Annotated in this window: 20 protein-coding genes and 2 pseudogenes; 5 read left to right on the forward strand and 17 right to left on the reverse strand. The window is 75.1% G+C overall.

Features of this window, described 5'->3' with window-relative positions:
• The first annotated feature begins 21 nt into the window (after positions 1 to 21).
• From JKP76_RS15785 to JKP76_RS15795, 3 genes are all read left to right on the forward strand, one after another.
• Positions 22 to 576, forward strand: coding sequence for a transcriptional regulator (locus tag JKP76_RS15785; RefSeq protein ID WP_200491853.1), 555 nt, complete (start codon positions 22 to 24; stop codon positions 574 to 576).
• Positions 577 to 735: 159 nt separating this feature from the next.
• Positions 736 to 1,689 carry an ABC transporter ATP-binding protein gene (locus JKP76_RS15790; protein ID WP_200491854.1) on the forward strand — a complete coding sequence of 318 codons (954 nt, stop codon included), beginning with the start codon at positions 736 to 738 and terminating at the stop codon, positions 1,687 to 1,689.
• 82 nt (positions 1,690 to 1,771) lie between these two features.
• Complete coding sequence (locus JKP76_RS15795; RefSeq protein WP_242472175.1) at positions 1,772 to 2,734, forward strand: ABC transporter permease subunit; 963 nt, start codon at positions 1,772 to 1,774, stop codon at positions 2,732 to 2,734.
• Between the two features lie 138 nt (positions 2,735 to 2,872).
• Here the strand turns inward: JKP76_RS15795 and nusB are convergent, their stop codons facing one another.
• From nusB to JKP76_RS15870, 17 genes and pseudogenes are all read right to left on the reverse strand, one after another.
• On the reverse strand, positions 2,873 to 3,280 hold the full coding sequence (nusB, locus tag JKP76_RS15800) for a transcription antitermination factor NusB (protein ID WP_200491856.1): 408 nt from the start codon (positions 3,278 to 3,280) through the stop codon (positions 2,873 to 2,875).
• Positions 3,281 to 3,332: 52 nt separating this feature from the next.
• Positions 3,333 to 3,893 carry an elongation factor P gene (gene efp / locus JKP76_RS15805; RefSeq protein ID WP_200491857.1) on the reverse strand — a complete coding sequence of 187 codons (561 nt, stop codon included), beginning with the start codon at positions 3,891 to 3,893 and terminating at the stop codon, positions 3,333 to 3,335.
• Entirely contained in the window at positions 3,894 to 5,015 is a 1,122-nt protein-coding gene (locus tag JKP76_RS15810; protein ID WP_200491858.1) for a Xaa-Pro peptidase family protein, read from the reverse strand.
• A complete protein-coding gene (aroQ, locus tag JKP76_RS15815; RefSeq protein WP_200491859.1) occupies positions 5,012 to 5,446 on the reverse strand; it encodes a type II 3-dehydroquinate dehydratase in 435 nt (144 codons plus the stop codon). The genes JKP76_RS15810 and aroQ overlap by 4 nt, the downstream gene beginning before the upstream one ends.
• Entirely contained in the window at positions 5,443 to 6,528 is a 1,086-nt protein-coding gene (gene aroB, locus JKP76_RS15820; protein WP_200491860.1) for a 3-dehydroquinate synthase, read from the reverse strand. Before aroB ends, aroQ begins: the two co-directional genes overlap by 4 nt.
• Positions 6,525 to 7,058 carry a shikimate kinase gene (locus JKP76_RS15825; RefSeq protein WP_200491861.1) on the reverse strand — a complete coding sequence of 178 codons (534 nt, stop codon included), beginning with the start codon at positions 7,056 to 7,058 and terminating at the stop codon, positions 6,525 to 6,527. Before JKP76_RS15825 ends, aroB begins: the two co-directional genes overlap by 4 nt.
• The gene (aroC, locus tag JKP76_RS15830) at positions 7,055 to 8,236 is read right to left on the reverse strand and encodes a chorismate synthase (RefSeq protein WP_242471974.1); all 1,182 of its coding nucleotides are present in this window, start codon (positions 8,234 to 8,236) and stop codon (positions 7,055 to 7,057) included. Before aroC ends, JKP76_RS15825 begins: the two co-directional genes overlap by 4 nt.
• Before the next feature lie 62 nt (positions 8,237 to 8,298).
• Positions 8,299 to 8,961 carry a prepilin peptidase gene (locus JKP76_RS15835; RefSeq protein WP_200491863.1) on the reverse strand — a complete coding sequence of 221 codons (663 nt, stop codon included), beginning with the start codon at positions 8,959 to 8,961 and terminating at the stop codon, positions 8,299 to 8,301.
• A 7-nt stretch (positions 8,962 to 8,968) separates the two neighbouring features.
• Complete coding sequence (locus JKP76_RS15840) at positions 8,969 to 9,787, reverse strand: shikimate dehydrogenase (protein ID WP_200491864.1); 819 nt, start codon at positions 9,785 to 9,787, stop codon at positions 8,969 to 8,971.
• A complete protein-coding gene (mltG, locus tag JKP76_RS15845) occupies positions 9,780 to 11,189 on the reverse strand; it encodes an endolytic transglycosylase MltG (protein WP_200491865.1) in 1,410 nt (469 codons plus the stop codon). Before mltG ends, JKP76_RS15840 begins: the two co-directional genes overlap by 8 nt.
• 261 nt (positions 11,190 to 11,450) lie before the next feature.
• Entirely contained in the window at positions 11,451 to 11,720 is a 270-nt protein-coding gene (gene ruvX, locus JKP76_RS21385; protein WP_309233011.1) for a Holliday junction resolvase RuvX, read from the reverse strand.
• A 67-nt stretch (positions 11,721 to 11,787) separates the two neighbouring features.
• Positions 11,788 to 12,138, reverse strand: a pseudogene (locus JKP76_RS23585) (Holliday junction resolvase RuvX); the annotation flags it as partial.
• Positions 12,135 to 13,214 carry a DHHA1 domain-containing protein gene (locus JKP76_RS21395; protein WP_309233012.1) on the reverse strand — a complete coding sequence of 360 codons (1,080 nt, stop codon included), beginning with the start codon at positions 13,212 to 13,214 and terminating at the stop codon, positions 12,135 to 12,137. The pseudogene JKP76_RS23585 and the gene JKP76_RS21395, both read right to left, overlap by 4 nt.
• Before the next feature lie 10 nt (positions 13,215 to 13,224).
• Positions 13,225 to 14,817 (reverse strand): alanine--tRNA ligase, encoded by a 1,593-nt coding sequence (gene alaS, locus JKP76_RS21400; protein WP_242471975.1) that lies wholly within the window; start codon positions 14,815 to 14,817, stop codon positions 13,225 to 13,227.
• Between the two features lie 76 nt (positions 14,818 to 14,893).
• The gene (locus JKP76_RS15860) at positions 14,894 to 15,175 is read right to left on the reverse strand and encodes a hypothetical protein (RefSeq protein ID WP_200491866.1); all 282 of its coding nucleotides are present in this window, start codon (positions 15,173 to 15,175) and stop codon (positions 14,894 to 14,896) included.
• Positions 15,175 to 15,600, reverse strand: a complete 426-nt coding sequence (locus JKP76_RS15865) for a DUF948 domain-containing protein (RefSeq protein WP_200491867.1) — start codon at positions 15,598 to 15,600, stop codon at positions 15,175 to 15,177. Before JKP76_RS15865 ends, JKP76_RS15860 begins: the two co-directional genes overlap by 1 nt.
• A 106-nt stretch (positions 15,601 to 15,706) precedes the next feature.
• Positions 15,707 to 17,044, reverse strand: coding sequence for a replication-associated recombination protein A (locus tag JKP76_RS15870; RefSeq protein WP_200491868.1), 1,338 nt, complete (start codon positions 17,042 to 17,044; stop codon positions 15,707 to 15,709).
• Positions 17,045 to 17,133: 89 nt separating this feature from the next.
• Between JKP76_RS15870 and JKP76_RS24180 the strand changes: the two are divergent.
• A pseudogene (locus JKP76_RS24180) lies at positions 17,134 to 17,935 on the forward strand (aldo/keto reductase).
• A gap of 551 nt (positions 17,936 to 18,486) precedes the next feature.
• A complete protein-coding gene (locus tag JKP76_RS24185; RefSeq protein ID WP_242472178.1) occupies positions 18,487 to 19,503 on the forward strand; it encodes an adenylate/guanylate cyclase domain-containing protein in 1,017 nt (338 codons plus the stop codon).
• Positions 19,504 to 19,517: the final 14 nt, after the last annotated feature.

Below are 19,517 nucleotides of genomic sequence, written 5' to 3' on the forward strand. Positions count from 1 at the left end.
CGGACAGTGAGCAGGAACGCGATGAGCACCGACTACTCACGGGCCCTGGGCGCCCGGCTCCGCGCCATCCGCAACCAGCAGGGCCTGTCCCTGCAGGGCGTGGAGGACAAGTCGCACGGCCGCTGGAAGGCAGTCGTCGTCGGCTCCTACGAGCGCGGCGACCGCGCCGTCACCGTGCAGCGGCTCTCCGAACTCGCCGTCTTCTACGGCGTGCCGGTCTCCGAGCTGCTGCCCGACCCGCGGCCGAGCTCCGCGGTCACCTCCAGCAGCAAGATCGTGCTGAACCTCGAGTCACTGGGCTCGCTGCCCGCCGACGAGGCCGGCCCGCTGGCCCGCTACGCCTCGACCATCCAGGCGCAGCGGCACGACTACAACGGCAAGGTCCTCTCGATCCGCGCCGAGGACCTCAAGTCGCTGGCGATCATCTACGACATGAGCCCCGACGAGCTCACCTCGCGGCTGATCGAGTGGGGCGTCATCTCCGCCGGCATGGAGAGCGTCGTGGGCTTCGGTGGCCCGGACGACGAGGACGAGGAGCTCAACCCCGACTGGGAGCGCCGCCGCTCCCCGCGGTGACCTGAGACGAACGGAGGGCCCCTGCCACGACGGCAGGGGCCCTCCGTCGTTCCGGCCCCGCGTCGAGTGCTGAGTTGTCGTCGGCGGGCGCGGCGTGGCGGCGCGTGTCGGCGACGACAAGTACGCAGTCGGCGGGCGGGCCTGTGCCAGGGTGCAGCCATGCCGGCCGTGCAGATGACCGCCGTGTCCAAGACCTACCGGCGGCGCGGCCGGCCGCCGCACCGCGCGCTGGACCGGCTCGACCTGCTCGTCGAGGACGGCGGGGTGCACGGCTTCCTCGGCCCCAACGGCTCGGGCAAGACGACGTCGATCCGCGTGCTGCTGGGCCTGGTCGCGGCCGACCCGGGCGGCGGGGCGATCCGGGTGCTCGACCAGCCCGTGCCCGACCGGTTGCCCGACGTCATCGGCTCGGTCGGCGCGCTGGTCGAGACGCCGCTGTTCTTCCCCGGCTTCACCGGCCGGCTCAACCTGCAGCTGCTCGCCGAGGCGGCCGGCCTGCCGCGCGCCCGGGTCGAGGAGTGCCTGGAGCTCGTCGACCTCGCCGACCGGGCCGAGGACCGGTTCAAGGGCTACTCGCTCGGCATGAAGCAGCGGCTGGGCATCGCCGCGGCGCTGCTCAAGCAGCCGCGGCTGCTCATCCTGGACGAGCCGAGCAACGGGCTGGACCCGGCCGGCATCCGTGACGTCCGCGAGCTCATCCGCCGCCTCGGCCGGCACGGGCGCACGACCGTGCTGCTCTCCTCGCACCTGCTCAGCGAGATCCAGCAGGTGTGCGACTCGGTGTCGATCCTGACCCGCGGCCGCTGCGTCGCCTCCGGGCCGGTCGCCGAGGTGCTGGCCGGGCGCGGCTCCGGCGACGTGCTCGTGCAGGTCCCCGACCCCGTCGCGGCCGCCGGCGTGCTGCAGCGGGCCGGGTTCGCCGTCTCCCCCGCCGACGGCGGGCTGGTGGTGCACGCCGTCGCCTCCCCCGGCGAGATCACCCGCGCGCTCGCCGGCGCCGGCATCTACCTCGAGGAGCTGAGACGGCTGACCCCCGACCTGGAGAGCGCCTTCCTCGCCCTCACCGGCGGCGAGCACGGCCCCGCCGGCGCCGACCCGGGGACGCCGGCATGAGCGCCGTCGTGCAGCCGTCCGCACCGCCCGCCGAAACCGGACCGCGCCCCGGTCGACCTTCGGCAGCCTGCTGCGCTCGGAGCTGCACCGGTTCCGGTCCCGCCGGTTCATCCAGGTGGTGCTCGCCCTCGCCGTCGTCGGCTGGCTCGCCGCCACGGGCATCGCCCTGACCCAGTACGGCACCCCGACCGCCGACGAGATCGCGCGGGCCGAGCAGCAGATCGACGCCGACGTGGCGATGAACGAGGAGTTCCGCCAGGAGTGCCTGGCCGACGCCGAACTCCCGGCCGGCACCTCGCCCGAGGACTTCTGCGGCCCCGAGCAGTCCCGCGACGACTACGACCTCTCCTGGTACCTGGACACCGCCCCGTTCGACCTCGCCGCCTCCGGCACCACCGGCGCGCTGGGGTTCGCCGCGCTCGCCTCGGTCGTGGTCGCGCTCGTCGGGGCGACCTGGATCGGCGCCGAGTGGTCGACGCGCTCGCTGGTGGCGCTGCTGTTCTGGGTGCCCCGCCGGATGCAGGTGATGGCCGCGAAGGTCGTCGTCCTCACCGGGGCGGCGGCCGTCATCGGCGTGCTCGCCCAGGCCGGCTGGCTGGCGATGGCCGGCACCCTGCACGCGCTCGTCGGCCGGGACGCCGCGCTGCCGGCCGGGTTCTGGGGCGACCTGCTGCAGACCCAGGCCCGCGGCGTGCTGCTCACCGTGCTCGCCGCGCTGCTCGCGTTCGGCCTGACCAACCTGGTGCGCAACACCGGCGCGGCGCTCGGCGTCGCCTTCGTCTACCTGGTCGTGGTGGAGAGCGCGGTGCGCGGGCTGCGGCCCCTGTGGCAGCCCTGGCTGCTCAGCAACAACGCCGTCGCGCTCGTGGAGCAGGGCGGGTCGACCCTCTACGTCTACGACGAGAGCCGGCCCGACGTCGACGGGGTGCTGCAACCGGTCGAGTACTACCTGGGCCACCTGCAGTCCGGCCTGCTGCTCGGCGCCGTCACCGCTGTCGTGCTGGTGCTCGGCGCGGTCCTGTTCGCCAGGCGCGACCTGCAGTGACGAGCGGACGTCGCAGCGGGAGCCCCGTGGACCGAGTCGGCGCGGAGTGGGCCCGGAGGGTCCGTGACGGGTCGGCTGAGGGGCCTCAGTGCCCGTCGGGACGGCTCCTGGCCGCGGTGTCGGCCGGAGGCCGACAGATCACGTCGTGGGGATCTCCGCCTGGAGGACGGCGCCGAGGACGCCGTTGACGTAGGCCGGCGAGTCGTCGGTGGAGAGCGTCTTCGCCAGCTCCACCGCCTCGTCGATGACGACCGCGTCGGGCACGTCGTCGACCCACAGCAGCTCGAAGACGGCCATCCGCAGGATCGCGCGGTCGACGTCGGGCAGCCGGTCCAGCGACCAGCCCGAGGCGTGCGTGTCGATCAGCTCGTCGATGCGCGTCGAGTGCTCGATCACGCCCTCGACCAGCCGGATCGAGTGCTCCGGGACCGGCGGGTTGCCGTCGGCGACCCGCTCCTCGAGCAGCGCCCGGCGGTCGCGGCCGCGCACGTCGGCCTCGTACAGGACGTCGACGGCGCGCTTGCGGGCCTTGGTCCGTGCGGCCATCAGCGGGCGGTCCGGCGCGGGGGCACAGCGGTGGAGGGCATCGCGGACGGGGTCAGTTGACCCGGCCGAGGTACCGGCCGTCGCGGGTGTCGACCTTGAGCTTCTCGCCGGTGGAGATGAACAGCGGGACGTTGATCTGCGCGCCCGTCTCCAGGGTGGCCGGCTTGGTGCCGCCGGTGGAGCGGTCGCCCTGCAGGCCCGGGTCGGTGTGCTCGACCACGAGCTCCATGGTCACCGGGAGCTCGACGTACAGCGGGACCTCGTCGTGCACGGCCACCATGACCTCGGTGTTCTCGAGGAGGTAGTCCGCGCCGCCGCCGACGGTGGCCGCCGGCACGGTGATCTGGTCGAACGTGTCGCCGTCCATGAAGACGAAGTCAGCGCCGTCCTTGTAGAGGAAGGTCATCGTGCGCTTGTCGACGGTGGCCGTCTCGACCTTGAGGCCGGCGTTGAAGGTCTTGTCGACGACCTTGCCCGAGAGCACGTTCTTCAGCGTGGTGCGCACGAACGCGCCGCCCTTGCCGGGCTTCACGTGCTGGAAGTCGGTGACGGTCCAGAGCTGGCCGTCCAGCTTGAGGACGATGCCGTTCTTCAGGTCGTTGGTGGTAGCCATCTAGAGAACCAGCAGTTCCTTGCTCGTGAGGGTCAACAGTTCGGGCGCGTCCGCGGTGACGACGAGGGTGTCCTCGATCCGGACACCGCCGCGGCCGGGAAGGTAGACGCCCGGCTCCACGGTGACGGCCATGCCGGCGGCAAGAGTACCCGCGCCGAGAGGCCCGATGCCCGGCGCCTCGTGGATCTCCAGCCCCACGCCGTGCCCGAGGCCGTGGGTGAAGTGGTCGCCGTGGCCGGCCGCGGCGATGACGTCACGGGAGGCGGCGTCCACCGCGACGACGTCCGCGCCGACCGCCAGGGCGGCTCGTCCGGCGGCCTGTGACTCCGCGACCAGCGCGTAGATCTCGCGCTGCCAGTCGGCCGCCGGGCCCAGCACGAGGGTGCGGGTCATGTCCGAGTGGTAGCCGTCGACGGTGGCGCCGAAGTCCAGCTTCAGGAAGTCGCCGGCCTGCAGCACGGTGCCGTCGGGGCGGTGGTGCGGGATCGCCGAGTTCGCGCCGGTGGCCACGATCGTCTCGAACGAGGGCGCCTCCGCACCGAGGGCGAGCATCCGCGCGTCCAGCTCGCGCCCGACCTCGTGCTCGGTGCGGCCCGGCCGCAGCGCGCCCTCGGTGGCCAGCTCGCCGAGGGCCTCGTCGGCGATCGCGCAGGCCCGCCGCAGCGCCTCGATCTCGCCGGCGTCCTTGATCGCCCGCTGCGCCTCGACCGCCCGCCGGACCGACGCGAGCTCCGGCACGGTGCCGCCGGCGGCGGCGTCGGCCAGCACCGAGCGCAGCTGCTCCAGCCCGTCGACGGTCAGGTCGTGCGACTCGAAGCCCAGCCGGCCGGCACCCGTGCGCACGGCGGCGCGGGCCAGCGCGGGCACGGTGCCGCGGTCGACCAGCACCTCGACGTCGGGCACCTGGGCGGCGGCCTGCGTGGTGTAGCGCCCGTCGGTGCCGAACAGGTCCGCACCGTCGGTGCGCAGCAGCAGCGCGCCGTTGGAGCCGGTGAACCCGGTCAGGTAGCGGACGTTGAGCAGGTTGGTCACCAGGACCGCGTCCAGACCCCGCTCCGCGGCGACGGCCCGCAGCGCGTCCCGGCGTGCCGCGGGGCTCCCCACCCGTCCCGCAGCGCTCACCGGTGGCCCCGCAGCGCCATCCACTGCAGCGCCAGCACGTAGCCCTCGATGCCGAGGCCCGCGATCACGCCGTCGGCCACCGCCGAGACGTAGGAGTGGTGCCGGAACTCCTCGCGCGTGTGCACGTTGCTGATGTGCACCTCGACCAGCGGCCCGGGGAGCGCGGCCAGCGCGTCGCGCAGCACCACCGAGGTGTGCGACCAGCCGGCCGGGTTGAGGACGACGGGATCGCCGGCGTCGGTCGCCTCGTGCACCCAGCGCAGCAGCTCGCCCTCGTCGTCGGTCTGCCGGACGACGACGTCGAGCTCCAGCTCGCGCGCCGTGGTCCCGATGACGTCGACGAGCTGGGCGTAGGTGGTCGTCCCGTAGATCTCGGGCTCCCTCGTGCCGAGCCGGCCGAGGTTGGCGCCGTTGAGGACCTGGATCGTCACGCGGTGTCTCCGTTCGCGGGGGCGGAGGGGTGGGTGGACGACACGGCTGCCCAGGCGGCGTCGAGCCAGGACTGGTCGGGGTCGGTCAGGATGCGGGGGGTGCCGATCCCGTCGAGGACGACGAAGCGCAGCGTGGCGCCGCGGGCCTTCTTGTCCACGCGCATGACCGCCTGGAGGGCGTCCCAGTCCCCGCGGTAGGTGGTCGGCAGGCCCATGGCGGCGATCAGCGTGCGGTGCCGGTCGACCTCGGCGGGGGTGAGCAGTCCCGCCCGTCCGGCGAGCTCCGCGGCGAACACCATGCCGACGGCGACGGCCTCGCCGTGCCGCCAGCCGAAGTCCTCGATCCGCTCGATGGCGTGGCCCAGGGTGTGCCCGTAGTTGAGGAACTCGCGGACGCCGGTGTCGCGCAGGTCCTGCCCGACCGCGTCGGCCTTCACCTGGACGGCGCGGGCGATGAGCTCCTCGGTGTCGCGGCGGCCGGTGGGGTCCTCCCCGAGCAGCCGCAGGACCTCGGCGTCGGCGATGAAGCCGCACTTGACGACCTCGGCCAGCCCCGAGCGGAACTCGGCGTCGGGCAGCCCGGCCAGGGCGTCGGTGTCGGCGAGCACGGCGGCCGGCGGGTGGAAGGCGCCGACGAGGTTCTTGCCGGCGGAGGTGTTGATGCCGGTCTTCCCGCCCACGGCGGCGTCCACCATGCCGAGCAGGCTGGTGGGCACCTGCACGACGGCGACGCCCCGGGCCCAGGTGGCGGCGAGGAAGCCCGCGAGGTCGGTGACCGCTCCCCCGCCGAGCCCGACGACGGCGTCGGTGCGGGTCAGCCCGAGCCGGCCGAACTCCTCCCAGGCACCGGCGGCGACCTCGGCGGTCTTGGCGGCCTCGCCGTCCGGCACCACGATCGACTCGGCGGCGATGCCCGAGGTCTGCAGCGTCTCCACCGCGGCGCCGGCCGCGGCGGTCAGCGGCGGGGCGTGCACGACCACGGCGCGGGCGACGCCGTCGAGCACCAGCCCGAGGCGGGTCTGCGCGCCGGCGCCGATGAGCACCTCGTAGGGCCGCTCGCCGGCGACCTGCACCTGCCTCATCGGGGCTCTCCTCCCCGCACGACGGCGAGCACGTCGACGACGACGTCGTCGGGTTCCCGGCCGCTGGTCGGCACGGTGGCGGTGGCGACCTCGCGGTACAGCGGGGCGCGGTCCTCGAGCATGGTGCGCAGCATGGCGCGCGGGTTGACCGCCAGCAGCGGCCGGTCCCGCGACAGGCCGACGCGCTTGGCGGCCGAGCCCAGGTCGACGTCGAGCCAGACGACCCGCCCGCCGCCGCGGCCGTGCGCCACGAGCAGCGCCCGGGTCTCCGGGTCGACGACGGCGCCGCCGCCGAGGGCGAGCACGCCGTCGTGCTCGGCCAGCGCGCGGGCGACCGCCGCGCGCTCGAGGGCGCGGAAGTGCGGCTCCCCGTGCTCGACGAACAGGTCGGCGATGCGGGTGCCGGTCTCCTCCTCGACGTCCCGGTCGGTGTCGCGGAACCCGACCCCGAGGGCGGCGGCGACCGCGGTGCCCACCGTGGTCTTGCCGGACGCCGGGGGCCCGACGAGCACCAGGATCGGGCCGGTCACCGGAGCGGGAGCGAGTCGAGGTAGGCCGCGGCGTTGCGCCGGGTCTCGGCGACCGAGTCGCCCCCGAACTTCTCCAGGACCGCGTCGGCGAGCACCAGCGCGACCATCGCCTCCATGACCACGGAGCCGCGGGGCACGGCGCAGGCGTCGCTGCGCTGGTTGATCGCGACCGCGGGCTCCTGGGTGGCGACGTCCACGGTCTGCAGCGCACGGGGCACCGTGCTGATCGGCTTCATCGCCGCGCGCACGCGCACCACCTCGCCGTTGGTCATGCCGCCCTCGATGCCGCCGGCGCGGTCGGTGAGCCGCTGCACGCGCTTCTCCCCGCCCGGGCCGTCGACGAGCACGATCTCGTCGTGGGCCACCGAGCCGCGGCGGCGGGCGGTCTCCAGGCCGTCGCCGACCTCCACCGCCTTCACCGACTGCACGCCCATGAGCGCGCCGGCCAGCCGGGAGTCCAGCCGCCGGTCCCAGTGCACGTGGCTGCCCAGGCCCGGGGGCAGGCCGTAGACGACGACCTCGATGACGCCGCCGAGGGTGTCACCGCTCTTCCGGACGTCGTCGATCTCGGCGACCATGGCGGCGCTGGTGGCCGGGTCGGCGCAGCGCACCGGGTCCTCGTCGAGCGCCGGGTTGTCGTCGGGGCCGGGCACGATGCCCTCGGGTGCGGTGACCGGCCCGATGGCGACGACGTGGCTCACCACCGAGACGCCCAGCGCCTGGCGGAGGAACGCCTGGGCGATCGCGCCGAGGGCGACGCGGGCCGCGGTCTCGCGGGCGCTGGCCCGCTCGAGCACCGGCCGGGCGTCGTCGAAGCCGTACTTCTGCATGCCGGAGAGGTCGGCGTGGCCCGGCCTCGGCCGGGTCAGGGCCGCGTTGCGCGCCTGGCCCTCCAGCACGTCGGCGGGCACCGGGTCGGCGGACATGACCGTCGACCACTTCGGCCACTCGGTGTTGCCCACCTGCACCGCGATCGGCCCGCCCTGGGTGCGGCCGTGCCGCACGCCACCGGTGAGGGTCACCTCGTCCTGCTCGAAGGACATCCGGGCCCCGCGGCCGTGCCCCAGCCGGCGCCGGGCCAGCTCGCGGTCCAGGTCGGAGGTCTGCACCTCCACGCCCGCCGGCAGCCCCTCCAGGATGGCGGTGAGCTGCTGACCGTGCGATTCCCCTGCGGTCAACCAGCGCAACATGCCGGCGATTCTGCCAGTACGAGCGCCGCCTCCCCCGCGCGCCATCCGGTTCAGCCCGGCGGGACCGCACCCGTCGCCAGGGCGAGGACGGCGCCGGCCAGCAGCGGCGGGCCGAACGGGAGCGCGGTCTGCCAGGTCGCCCGGCGGGTGACGAGGAGCAGCACCGAGACCAGCGCCCCGGTGAGCAGCCCGAGGAACACCCCCGCCATCAGCACGCCCCAGCCGAACCACCCGAGCAGCAGCCCGAGCAGGCCGAGCAGCTTGACGTCGCCGAGCCCCAGGCCCTGCGGCGAGACCAGCCAGGCCAGCGCCCCCAGGCCGGCGGCCACGGCTCCGGCGGCCGCCGCGCGCAGCAGCGCCGGCCAGGTGCCTTCCGCGGCGGCGTCGACCAGCAGCGCGGCGCCGCAGACGACGTAGGCCGGGTAGGTGACCCGGTCGGGCAGCCGGTGGCCGATCAGGTCGGTGGCGCCGAGGACGACCGCCGCGCCCGCGGCCCACGCCAGCGCCGCGGTGACCGGCCGCAGCCCGGTGAACTCGACCGCTCCGGCCAGCAGCGCGGCGAACACCGCCGTCATCACGCCGGCGCGGGCGCCCCCGGGCAGCGCGGCGTCGTCCCGGCGGCCGAGCCGCACCGCGACCCGGGCCAGCCAGGGCCCGACGACGACGGCGACCACCAGGACGCCGACGGCCAGCGCCGGCCGGGTCGGCTCCACGGTGGGGTCAGGCGGCGGAGAGCGCGGCGTCCAGGGCGCGGCGCATCTCCGCGATCGGCGCGGGCCGGCCGGTCATCAGCTCGACCTGGACGGTGGCCTGCCAGAACAGCACCTCGGCGCCGCCGATGACCGTGCCGCCGGCGGCGGTCACCCGCTCGGCCAGCGGCGTGGGCCAGGGCACGTAGAGGACGTCGAGGACGGTCTGCCCGGCGCGCCACGGCAGGGCGCTGACCGCGGGCTGGCCGGCCACCGGGACGGTGCTCACGACCACCGGCGCGTCGACGACGGCGCCCTCCAGCGGCGACACCGTCACCGGCACCTGCAGGACGTCGAGCACGCGCACCAGGTCCTGGGCGCGGGCCGGCTCCCGGACGACGACGTCGACGTGCCGGGCGCCCAGCGAGGCGAGCGCCACCGCGGCCGCCGCGGCCGTCCCGCCGGCACCGAGCACGGCCGCCCGGTCCACCGAGTCGACCCCGGCGACCTGGAGCGCGGTGCCGATGCCCGCGACGTCGGTGTTCTCCGCGCGCCACCCCCGCTCCTCCCGGACCAGGGTGTTGGCCGCGTGCAGCAGCCGCGGCAGCGGCTCGACCACGTCGGCGACGTCGACGGCCGCCTGCTTGCAGGGCATCGTCACCGAGAAGCCGCGCCACTCCTCGTCCAGGCCGGCCAGCAGCTCCGGCAGGTCCTCGGGCCCGACGTCCAGCGCGTCGTAGCGCCAGCCGTCCAGGCCGAGGGCGGCGTAGGCCGCGCGGTGCAGCAGCGGGGAGAGCGAGTGCGAGACCGGCCGGCCCAGCACCGCGGCCCGGCCGGGCCGCTCAGCCACCGCAGCCGAGGCCTGCGTCGGCGCACCGCTGCCGGGCGGCCTGGAACTCGGCGTAGTCGTCGGTGAAGAAGTGCGCCCCGTCGGAGTTCTGCAGCACGTAGTACAGGAGGTCGCCCGAGCTCGGCGCGAGCGCCGCCTCCAGGCTCTCCTCGCCCGGGGAGCTGATCGCCGTGGGCGGCAGGCCGGTGCGCGTGCGGGTGTTGAACGGGCTGTCGGTGCGCAGGTCGGAGACGGTGAGGTCGTTGCCGCTCTTGCCCAGCCCGAAGGCGAGCGTGGCGTCGATGCCGAGCGGGATGCCCTGCGCCATGCGGTTGTAGATGACCTGGGCGACGTCGGGCCGCTCCGCGTCCAGCCGCGTCTCCGACTGGATCATCGAGGCGACCGTGACGACCTCCGCCGGGGTCCGGCCGGCGGCCGCCGCCCGCGCCTCGAGCTGGAGGTCGGCGGCGACCTTGGTGAACTGCTGCACCATCGCGCGCAGCACCTCGACGGCCGACTGGCCGGGCTCGACGTCGTAGGTGGCCGGGAAGAGGTAGCCCTCCAGCTGGCCGTTGGCGTAGGCGGGCAGCCCGAGCGCGGCGCCGTCCGACGCGGCCGCCTGGAGCTCCTCCATGGGCCGCCCCGTCTCGGTGGCGATGCGGTCGAGCACCCGCGCGACGGTGAGCCCCTCGGGGATGGTCACGGGGGAGAGCAGCCGCGAGCTGGGGTCGAGCAGCAGGTCCAGCGCGGCCTGGCCGCTCATCTGCGAACGCAGGGAGTAGAGGCCGGGCTGGATGCCGGTGGCCTCCGGGCGACCGTCGGCGGCGTCGACGAACGGCCGGGTCGAGGCGATCACGTCGGCGTCGGCCAGCGTCCGGGCGATGTCGCTCAGCGTGTCGCCCTGGGCGACGCGGACCTCGACGGTGCCGGTGCCGGTGCCGGTGTAGTCCTCGGCCTCGGTCAGGCCCATGAGCGCCTGGACGCCGAGCACGATCCCGGCGACCAGCCCGCCGAGCACCAGCAGGCTGAGCAGCACCGCGACGGGACGGCGCCGGCGGCGGCCGCGGCGGCGCGCGGGCGCCGCGCCGGCGTGGTCGTGGGAGTCGTCGCCGAACCGGTCGTCGTCGTGGTGGTCGTCGTGGAACTCGTCGTGGTGGGGGTCGTCGGAGGAGCCGATGACCTCGAGGCCGCCGGTGCGGTCCCACGAATCGGTGTCGCCGTCGGCGGGGTGGGCCGGCGCGGTGTGCCCGGCGTCGTCGGGCCCGTCGTCGTCGCGGTGCCCGGCGTCGTCGGTGCGGCCGGCCTCGCGAGCACCGTCCAGCGGGTGCTCCTCGTGCGGGTCGAACCGGTGCGCGACGGTCGCGTCGTCGTCGGGCGTGCCCCCGGCGGGCGGCTGCAGCCGGTCCCAGACGCCGGAGGGCATCGGCGGCAGCGGAGCCGAGGGGTGCGGCCGGCCCGGGCTCACGCCGCTCGGGGACGTCGTCGTCGCCGCTCGAGTGCCGGGCCCGCGGGTGGTCGGGGTGATCGGTGGAGCCGTAGGACCACCAGGCCGGCTCGGGGAGCGGGCCGGTGCGGTCGGTGCCGGGAGCGGCCGGCGGGCCGGCGGTCCAGGGCAGGGACGGGAGGCCGCCGGTGCTGTCCCCGGCGGAGTGCCGCCCCCGCCCGCCCGGACCACCGGGCACGGTCACGGCCGCGCCCGCCGGCTGTCCAGGTACTGCTGCAGGATCACGACGGCGGCGGCCTGGTCGATCACCGAGCGCTGGCGGCGGCTGTCGATGCCGCCTTGGCGCAGGTGGCTGGCTGCGGTCACGGTCGAGAGCCTTTCGTCGATCAGGTACACGGGCACCTCCGCTATGCGGTCGGCCAGTGCCTGAGAGTAAGCACTGGCGTCTGCCGCGGACGCCCCCGACGCACCCGACAGGTGCCTCGGCTCCCCCACCACCACCTCGGTCACCTCGTAGTTCCACCACGAGGGCGGCGAGACGGTCCAGATCGGCGCCGTCCTTGGCCCGCTGGACCGTCTCCAGCGGGCTGGCCAGGGTGCCGGTCGGGTCGGACAGGGCCAGCCCGACCCGCACGGTGCCGACGTCGACGCCGAGCACCCGGCCCGACGGCGCGGCCGGCTTCGGCGGCACCTTGAGGTGCGCCGGCCAGCCCCCGGACAGGTCGATCTCCGTCGTCTCGTTCGTGACGGGCGGGAACCCCTGGCTCAGGTCGATCTCGGTCGTCGGGTGGTACGTCGGCTGACCCGCCGGCGGACGCGGCCGGGCCGGGGGGACGGCCGGCAGCTCGCGCCGCCGTCCCCCGACCGGACCGGTGTCGTCGGGGTTGTACTCGGAACCGTGGTCGTCGCTCGTGGGCACGGTGCTCACCTTCCCGTGGCGGCCGCAACCGCCTGTTCGCCGGCCTGCAACGCGGCGGGGATCCCTGCAGCGTCGGTGCCGCCCCCCTGGGCGACGTCTGCCTTTCCGCCACCTCGACCGCCGACGGGACCCGCCGCGGCCTTCAACACGTCGTTGGCCGACAGCCCCTGCGCGAGGGCGGCCGGGTTCAGCGCCGCGACGAGAGCCACCTTGCCACCGGACTCCGACGCGAGCAGCACGACGGCCGGGCGCTCGCCCAGCCGGCCGCGGACGTCGAGCGCCAGGGTGCGCAGGTCGCCGCCGGCCAGCCCCGCGGGGGCGCCGGTGACGACGGCGACCCCGCCGACGTCGCGCGCGGCGCCGGCCAGCTGACCGGCCGCGGCGAGGGTCTGCTGGCCGCGCAGCTCGGCGAGCTCGCGGTCGACCTCGCGCAGCCGCGACAGCATGCCGCCGACCCGCTCGACCAGCCCGTCCTGCGGGGTCTTGAGCAGCTCGGCGAGCTGGCGGACGAGGTCGCGCTCGCGGGCGAGGTAGCGGAAGCCCTCCAGGCCCACGACCGCCTCGACGCGACGTGCGCCCGAGCCGACCGAGGACTCGCCGGTCAGCGCCAGCGTCCCGATCTGCGCGCTGCCCCGCACGTGGGTGCCACCGCACAGCTCGCGCGACCAGGGGCCGCCGATCTCGACGACGCGCACCTGCTCGCCGTAGGTCTCGCCGAACAGCGCCAGCGCGCCGAACGCGCGCGCCTCGGGCAGCGTCATCCAGGAGGCGGAGACCGCGTGGTCGGCCCGCACCGCGGCGTTCGCGACGTCCTCGATGTCGGTGCGCTGCTGCTGGGTGAGCGCGCCCTGCCAGGCGAAGTCCAGCCGCAGGTAGCCCGGCCGGTTGTAGGAGCCCGACTGCAGGGCCTGCGGGCCGAGCACCTGGCGCAGCGCGGCGTGCACGACGTGCGTGCCCGAGTGCGCCTGGCAGGCGGAGATCCGCCACTCGTGGTCGACCTCGGCGGTCAGCTCGGTGCCGAGGTGCAGCTCGCCCTCGAGGACGCGCACCTGGTGGGCGACCAGGCCCTTGACCGGGCGCTGCACGTCGATGACCTCAGGCGCGGCCGCCGTCCCAGGTGAGGATGCCGGCGTCGGCGACCTGGCCACCGGACTCGGCGTAGAACGGCGTCCGGTCCAGGACCACGCGGGTGATCTCGCCGGGGCCGGCCGGGCGCGGGGCCTCGTCGTCGGCCTCGGAGACCAGGCCGAGCACCCGGGAGTCGGTGCGCAGCGTCTCGTAGGCCTGCCAGTCGGTGGGCCCGTGGTCGGCCAGCAGCTTCCGGTAGGCGAGGACGTCGACCGAGCCGGTGCGCTTGGCGCGGGCGTCGGCGCGGGCCCGGTCGCGCTGCTCCTGCATCAGCGCGCGGAAGCCCGCCTCGTCGACCGTCACGCCCTGCTCGGCGGCCATCTCGAGGGTGACGTCGATCGGGAAGCCGAAGGTGTCGTGCAGGCTGAACGCCTGGTCGCCCGAGAGCGTCGGGGTGCCCGCCTGCTTGGCCTGCGCCACCGCGGTGTCGAACAGCGCCGTCCCGGAGGTGAGGGTGCGGCGGAACGCCTCCTCCTCCGCGTAGGCGACCGACGAGATCCGGTCGAAGTCGGTGGCGAGCTCGGGGTAGCTGGCGCTCATCGCGTCGCGCGAGACCGGCAGCAGCTCGGGCAGCGTCGCGTCGTCGACGCCGAGCAGCTTCATCGAGCGGACCGCGCGGCGCAGCAGCCGGCGCAGGATGTACCCGCGGCCCTCGTTGCCCGGCGTGACGCCGTCCCCGATGAGCATGAGACCGCTGCGCACGTGGTCGGCGACCACGCGCAGCCGGACGTCGGCGTCCCGGTCCTTGCCGTAGGTGACGCCGGCCAGCTCGGCGGCCTTGCGCAGCACCGGCGCGACCTCGTCGATCTCGTACATGTTGTCGACGCCCTGGAGCAGGTAGGCCACCCGCTCCAGGCCCATGCCGGTGTCGATGTTCTTGTTCGGCAGCTCACCGACGACGGTGAACTCCTCCTTGCTGCGCACGTCGGTGAGCTCGTACTGCATGAAGACGAGGTTCCAGATCTCCAGGAACCGGTCGCCCGCGGTGTCGACGAGCGGACCGCCCTCGGGCCCGAACTCCGGGCCGCGGTCGTAGTAGATCTCCGAGCACGGACCGCCGGGGCCGGCCGCTCCCGTGTGCCAGTAGTTGTCCTTCTTGCCCAGCCGCTGGATCCGCTCGACCGGCAGCCCCGCGATGCGGTGCCAGGCCTCGGCGGCCTCGTCGTCGTCCAGGTAGACGGTGACCCAGAGCCGGTCGGGGTCGAAGCCCAGGCCGCCGTCGTCGACCGAGCCGGTGAGCAGCTCCCAGGCGTGCTGGATGGCGCCTTCCTTGAAGTAGTCGCCGAAGGAGAAGTTGCCGTTCATCTGGAAGAACGTGCCGTGGCGGGTGGTCTTGCCCACCTCCTCGATGTCGAGGGTGCGGACGCACTTCTGCACGCTGGTGGCCCGCGGGTAGGGCGCGGGCTCGCGGCCGGTCAGGTACGGGATGAACGGCACCATGCCCGCCACGGTGAACAGCAGCGACGGGTCCGGGGACACCAGCGACGCGCTGGGGACGACGGTGTGGCCGCGCGCGGCGAAGTGCTCCAGGAAGCGGCGGCGGATCTCGGCGGTCTGCATCAGGTCTTCTCAGGTCGGCGGTCGGGGCCGGACCGGGGCGGCGTGCCCCGGCCCGGGAGGTCAGGAGGGGGCCATGTCACTCGGCGCTGTGCGCGCCGCGGCCGGGCAGCCGCACCTGGTCGCCGGTGGGCAGCGGGGAGTCCAGGCCCGTGCCGGCGCGCAGCTCCTGCTCGCGCTCGGCCATCGCGTCGCGGACGTCGGCGCCGAAGTCGCCGATCGCGTCGGCGAGGTCGCGCAGGCCGTCGGCGATCGAGGCGCCGATGCCCGCGGGGGTCATCTTCTCCGCGGCCCGGCCGAGCTTGCGGACGACGAGGGCGCCGATGGTGACGCCCATGGCCAGCCAGAACAGCCGGCGCATCAGGCGGCCCGCCGCGCGGACCGACGGGCGCGACGCGCCTCCTTGTCCCGGCGCGCGATCTCGGCGAGCGCCTCGCCCTCGCGCTTCTTGCGGGCGGCGCTGCGCACGCCGTAGGAGAACGCGGCGACCTTGATCAGCGGGCTGCCGAGCGTGGCGGCCACGACGCTGGTCAGCGCGGCGACGTTGCTCGACACGTTGGCGGCGTTGCCGGTGATGTCGTCGACCCGCTCGAGGTTGCTGTTCACGTGGGTGACCGTGGTGCTGGCCTGGGTCAGGATCGGCGCGCTCTGCTCGCGGACCTGCCGGATGGTCAGCGTGGTCTCGTCGAGCGTGCGGCCGAGCTTGAGCAGCGGGACGGCGACCAGCACCACCAGCAGCACCAGCGCCCCGGCTGCGACCAGCCCGGCGATCTCTCCTGCGGACACACGTGCTCCTGTTCTGAAGGTCTCGGCGAGGCTCCGCCCGGGAGTGGTCACAGTAGTCGCGGGGCCGGTCGACCGTTCCCGTCCCCGCCCGTCATCGGCAGTTCGGTCAGCGACCGCGCCGGATGATCGCCCGGAGCTTGGCCAGCCGCTCCCCCAGCCGGGCTTCCGCACCCCGGCCGGTGGGCCGGTAGTAGTCCTTGCCGACCAGCGCGTCCGGCGGGTACTGCTGCGGGACGACGCCGTCGGGGTGGCTGTGCGGGTAGACGTAGGTCTGGGCGTGCCCGAGCTTCTTCGCCCCGGCGTAGTGACCGTCGCGCAGCCCGGGTGGCACCGGCCCGGCCAGCCCCGCCCGGACGTCGCGCACCGACTCGCCGATCGCCTTGGTGACGGCGTCGGACTTCGGTGCGGTGGCCAGGTGGACGACGGCCTGCGCCAGCGGGAAGTGCCCCTCGGGCATGCCGATGAAGGCGACCGCGTCGGCGGCCGCGACCGCGGTGAGCAGCGCCGTCGGATCGGCCATCCCGATGTCCTCGCTGGCGGAGATCACCAGCCGCCGGGCGATGAAGCGCGGGTCCTCCCCGGCCTCGACCATGCGGGCCAGGTAGTGCATGGCGGCGTCGACGTCGCTGCCGCGGATGCTCTTGATCAAGGCACTGGCGACGTCGTAGTGCTGGTCGCCCTGCCGGTCGTAGCGCACCGCGGCCTGGGCGACGGCGGTCTCCAGCGTGGCCAGGTCGATCTCGGTGGCCCCCACCGCCTGCGCGGCGCCGGCGCCGGACTCCAGCGCGGTCAGCGCCTTGCGGCCGTCACCCCCGGCGATGCGCACCAGGTGCTCCTCGGCCTCGGCGCTGAGCGTCACCGCGCCGTCCAGCCCCCGGTCGCTGGTGAGCGCCCGGTGCAGCAGCGTGCGGACGTCGTCGTCGTCCAGCGGCTGGAGGGCCAGGACCAGGCTGCGCGACAGCAGCGGGCTGACCACGGAGAAGAACGGGTTCTCGGTGGTGGCCGCGATGAGGCTGACGATCCGGTCCTCGACCGCGGAGAGCAGGCTGTCCTGCTGGGTCTTGGAGAAGCGGTGCACCTCGTCGATGAACAGCACGGTGCGGCGCCCGGAGAAGGTCAGCTCGCGCTTGGCGCTCTGGATGACCGCGCGCACCTCCTTGACCCCGGAGTCCAGCGCGGAGAGCTGCACGAACTGCCGCTTGGTGGCCAGCGAGATGACGTGCGCCAGGGTGGTCTTGCCCGTGCCGGGCGGGCCGTAGAGCACCAGCGACATCGGCTCGTCGGACTCCACCAGCCGGCGCAGCGGGGCGCGTGCGCCGAGCAGGTGCTGCTGGCCGACCACCTCGTCGAGCGACCGTGGCCGCATGCGCACGGCCAGCGGGGCACCCGGGTCGACGGCGGGCGCACCCTGCTCGTCCGGAGCCGGGTCGAACAGCGATGTCACGGTTGCGACGCTACCCGCGGGGCACGACACCCCCCGTGCAGCAGCGACGCATCGGGACCCTGTCCGTCAGCGCCATCGGGCTGGGGGCGATGCCCCTGTCCACCAAGCGGCCCCGGCCCTCCCGCGAGGAGGCGGTCGGCGTCGTCCACGCCGCCCTGGACGCCGGGGTGACCCTGGTCGACACCGCCGACGCCTACTCCCGCGACGAGGCGGAGTTCGGGCACAACGAGTCGCTGGTGGCCGAGGCGCTGGCCTCCTACGGGCCCGGCGCCGCCGACGTGCTCGTGGCGACCAAGGGCGGGCACACCCGCTCGGGCACCGACTGGGGGCTGGACGGCTCCCCCGCCTACCTCCGCCGTGCCTGCGAGGACTCGCTGCGCCGGCTGGGCGTGGAGGCGATCGGGCTGTACCAGTACCACCGGCCCGACCCGTCGACGCCGTGGGAGGAGTCGATGGGCGCGCTGCGTGCCCTGGCCGACGACGGCCTGGTGCGGATGGTCGGCGTCTCCAACGCGGACATCGCGCAGATCGACGCGGCCCGGGCGATCGTCGGCGACGCCTTCGTGAGCGTGCAGAACCAGTTCTCCCCCGGCTGGCGGCACTCGGCCGGCGAGCTGGCGCACTGCGCCGCGCACGGGCTGGCGTTCCTCCCGTGGAGCCCGTTCGGCGGGGTCGGCGCGGGCCGGCTCGCTGGACGCCGACGCCCCGGCCTTCGCCGAGCTGGCCACCGAGCTCGACGTCTCCGTGTACCGCGTCGCGCTGGCCTGGCACCTGGCGCAGGCCGACGTCGTCGTCCCGATCCCGGGCGCGTCCCGCGCGGCCTCCGTCCAGGACTCGGCGCAGGCCGCCGAGCTCGAGCTGACCCCGGAGCAGCTGGCCCGGCTGGGCTGAGCCCCGCGGCCGAAAGACCCTGGCACCGGCGTGCGGCGCCGACGCACAGTGGCGCGGTGGACCCGGCCGGGCGCGCACCCGCGCAGGACGAGGCCGACCGCCCTCCCGCTGCGGGCGGGCGGGCGACGGCGCCCGCGCGCCGTGCCCCGGGGTGGCTCCGGCCCGGCACCGTGGCCGTCGTCGCCGGGCTGCTCCTGCCCGCCGCGGGCATGGTCTTCCTGCTGAAGCCGGACTACGCCGCCGTCCACTGGACCAGCGCGCCGCTGCACTTCGTCTTCTTCCTCGTCGTCGGCTTCGTGGCGGCCAGCCTCTCGGTGGTGACCGGGGAGGCCGCCCGCGCCCGGGGTGACGCCCGCGTCCTGCTGCTCTCGCTGGCGTTCCTCACGGTCAGCGGGTTCATGGCCCTGCACGCGGCGGGCACCCAGCACGTGCTGACCCACGAGTCGCTGCCCGGCTACACGGTGGCGATCACCGTCGGGCTGCTCGTCGCCGCCCCGTTCGCCCTGGCGTCGGCCTACGTCGACATCCGCCCGTGGGCCGGGCCGGCGGTCATGCGCGCCCGGCCGTGGCTGCGCGCCGCCGTCGTCGGTGCGCTGGTGCTGTGGGGGATCTGGTCGCTGGGCAACTGGCCGCCGATCGACGTCATCACCGGCGAGGGCCCCAGCGGTGACGCGCTGGAGATCGCCGCCGGCACCGCCGCGCTCGCCTACGTGTGCGCCGCCGCGCGCCTGTGGTGGGTGCACCGCGAGCGGCTCGGGTTCCTCGTGGTCAGCGTCGTCGTCTGCTACGTGCTGCTGGCCGAGGCGCTCCTGGGCGTGGCCGCCGCCGGGGAGCGCAAGTTCCACCCCTCCTGGTGGGTGTGGCACGCGATCATCGTCGCCGGGTTCCTGCTGGTCTTCGCCGCCGCGCGGCGCGAGTGGCGGGAGGAGCGGTTCCGCCCGCTGTACCTGCCGGCCACCCGTGAGCAGCGGCAGGAGGTGTCGGTCCTCGTCGGCGACCTGGCCGGGTACACGACCTTCGCCGAGGACCGCGACCCCGCCGAGGTCGCCGCGATGCTGCGCGCCTACTACGAGGTGGCGACGCCGCTGGTCTCCCGCCGGTTCGGCGGCGAGGTGGAGAAGTTCACCGGCGACGGCATCTTCGCCACCTTCAACCGCCGCGGCGACCAGCCCGATCACGCCCGCCGTGCGGTCGGCGCCGCGGCGGCGCTGCAGGACGAGGTGGCCGCCATCCGGCGCGACCACGACGACTGGCCGGAGCTCCGGGTCGGGGTCAACAGCGGCCCCGTCGTCGTCTCCGAGATGGGCGGCCGCGGCTACGTCGTCTACGCCGCCGTCGGCGACACGGTGAACGTCGCCGCCCGGTTGCAGGCGGCCGCGCCGGTGGGCGGCGTGCTGGTCGGCGAGCGGACCCGGGCCCTGCTGGGCGACGACGCCGCGCTCGCCCCGACCCCCGAGCTGCGGGTCAAGGGCAAGGCCGAGCCGGTCGAGGCCTACCTGCTGACCCTGCCCGTCCCGCGCCCCGCTCCCCGGTCGGGAGCGGGCGCACCCACCCGCCGGAGGCGCTGACCGCAGCGCGACCG

Source organism: Blastococcus sp. TML/C7B (genome assembly GCF_016612845.1).
Classification (GTDB): domain Bacteria; phylum Actinomycetota; class Actinomycetes; order Mycobacteriales; family Geodermatophilaceae; genus Blastococcus.

What these genes read in the sequence shown, in the direction of transcription:
- JKP76_RS15785 (WP_200491853.1), top strand. Translation starts at nt 22, where the DNA reads ATGAGCACCGACTACTCACGGGCCCTGGGCGCCCGGCTCCGCGCCATC.
- JKP76_RS24185 (WP_242472178.1), top strand. Translation starts at nt 18,487, where the DNA reads ATGCGCGCCCGGCCGTGGCTGCGCGCCGCCGTCGTCGGTGCGCTGGTG.
- alaS (WP_242471975.1), bottom strand. Translation starts at nt 14,817, where the DNA reads ATGCAGACCGCCGAGATCCGCCGCCGCTTCCTGGAGCACTTCGCCGCG.
- nusB (WP_200491856.1), bottom strand. Translation starts at nt 3,280, where the DNA reads ATGGCCGCACGGACCAAGGCCCGCAAGCGCGCCGTCGACGTCCTGTAC.
- JKP76_RS15790 (WP_200491854.1), top strand. Translation starts at nt 736, where the DNA reads ATGCCGGCCGTGCAGATGACCGCCGTGTCCAAGACCTACCGGCGGCGC.
- aroB (WP_200491860.1), bottom strand. Translation starts at nt 6,528, where the DNA reads ATGAGGCAGGTGCAGGTCGCCGGCGAGCGGCCCTACGAGGTGCTCATC.
- JKP76_RS15860 (WP_200491866.1), bottom strand. Translation starts at nt 15,175, where the DNA reads ATGCGCCGGCTGTTCTGGCTGGCCATGGGCGTCACCATCGGCGCCCTC.
- efp (WP_200491857.1), bottom strand. Translation starts at nt 3,893, where the DNA reads ATGGCTACCACCAACGACCTGAAGAACGGCATCGTCCTCAAGCTGGAC.
- mltG (WP_200491865.1), bottom strand. Translation starts at nt 11,189, where the DNA reads ATGCCCTCCGGCGTCTGGGACCGGCTGCAGCCGCCCGCCGGGGGCACG.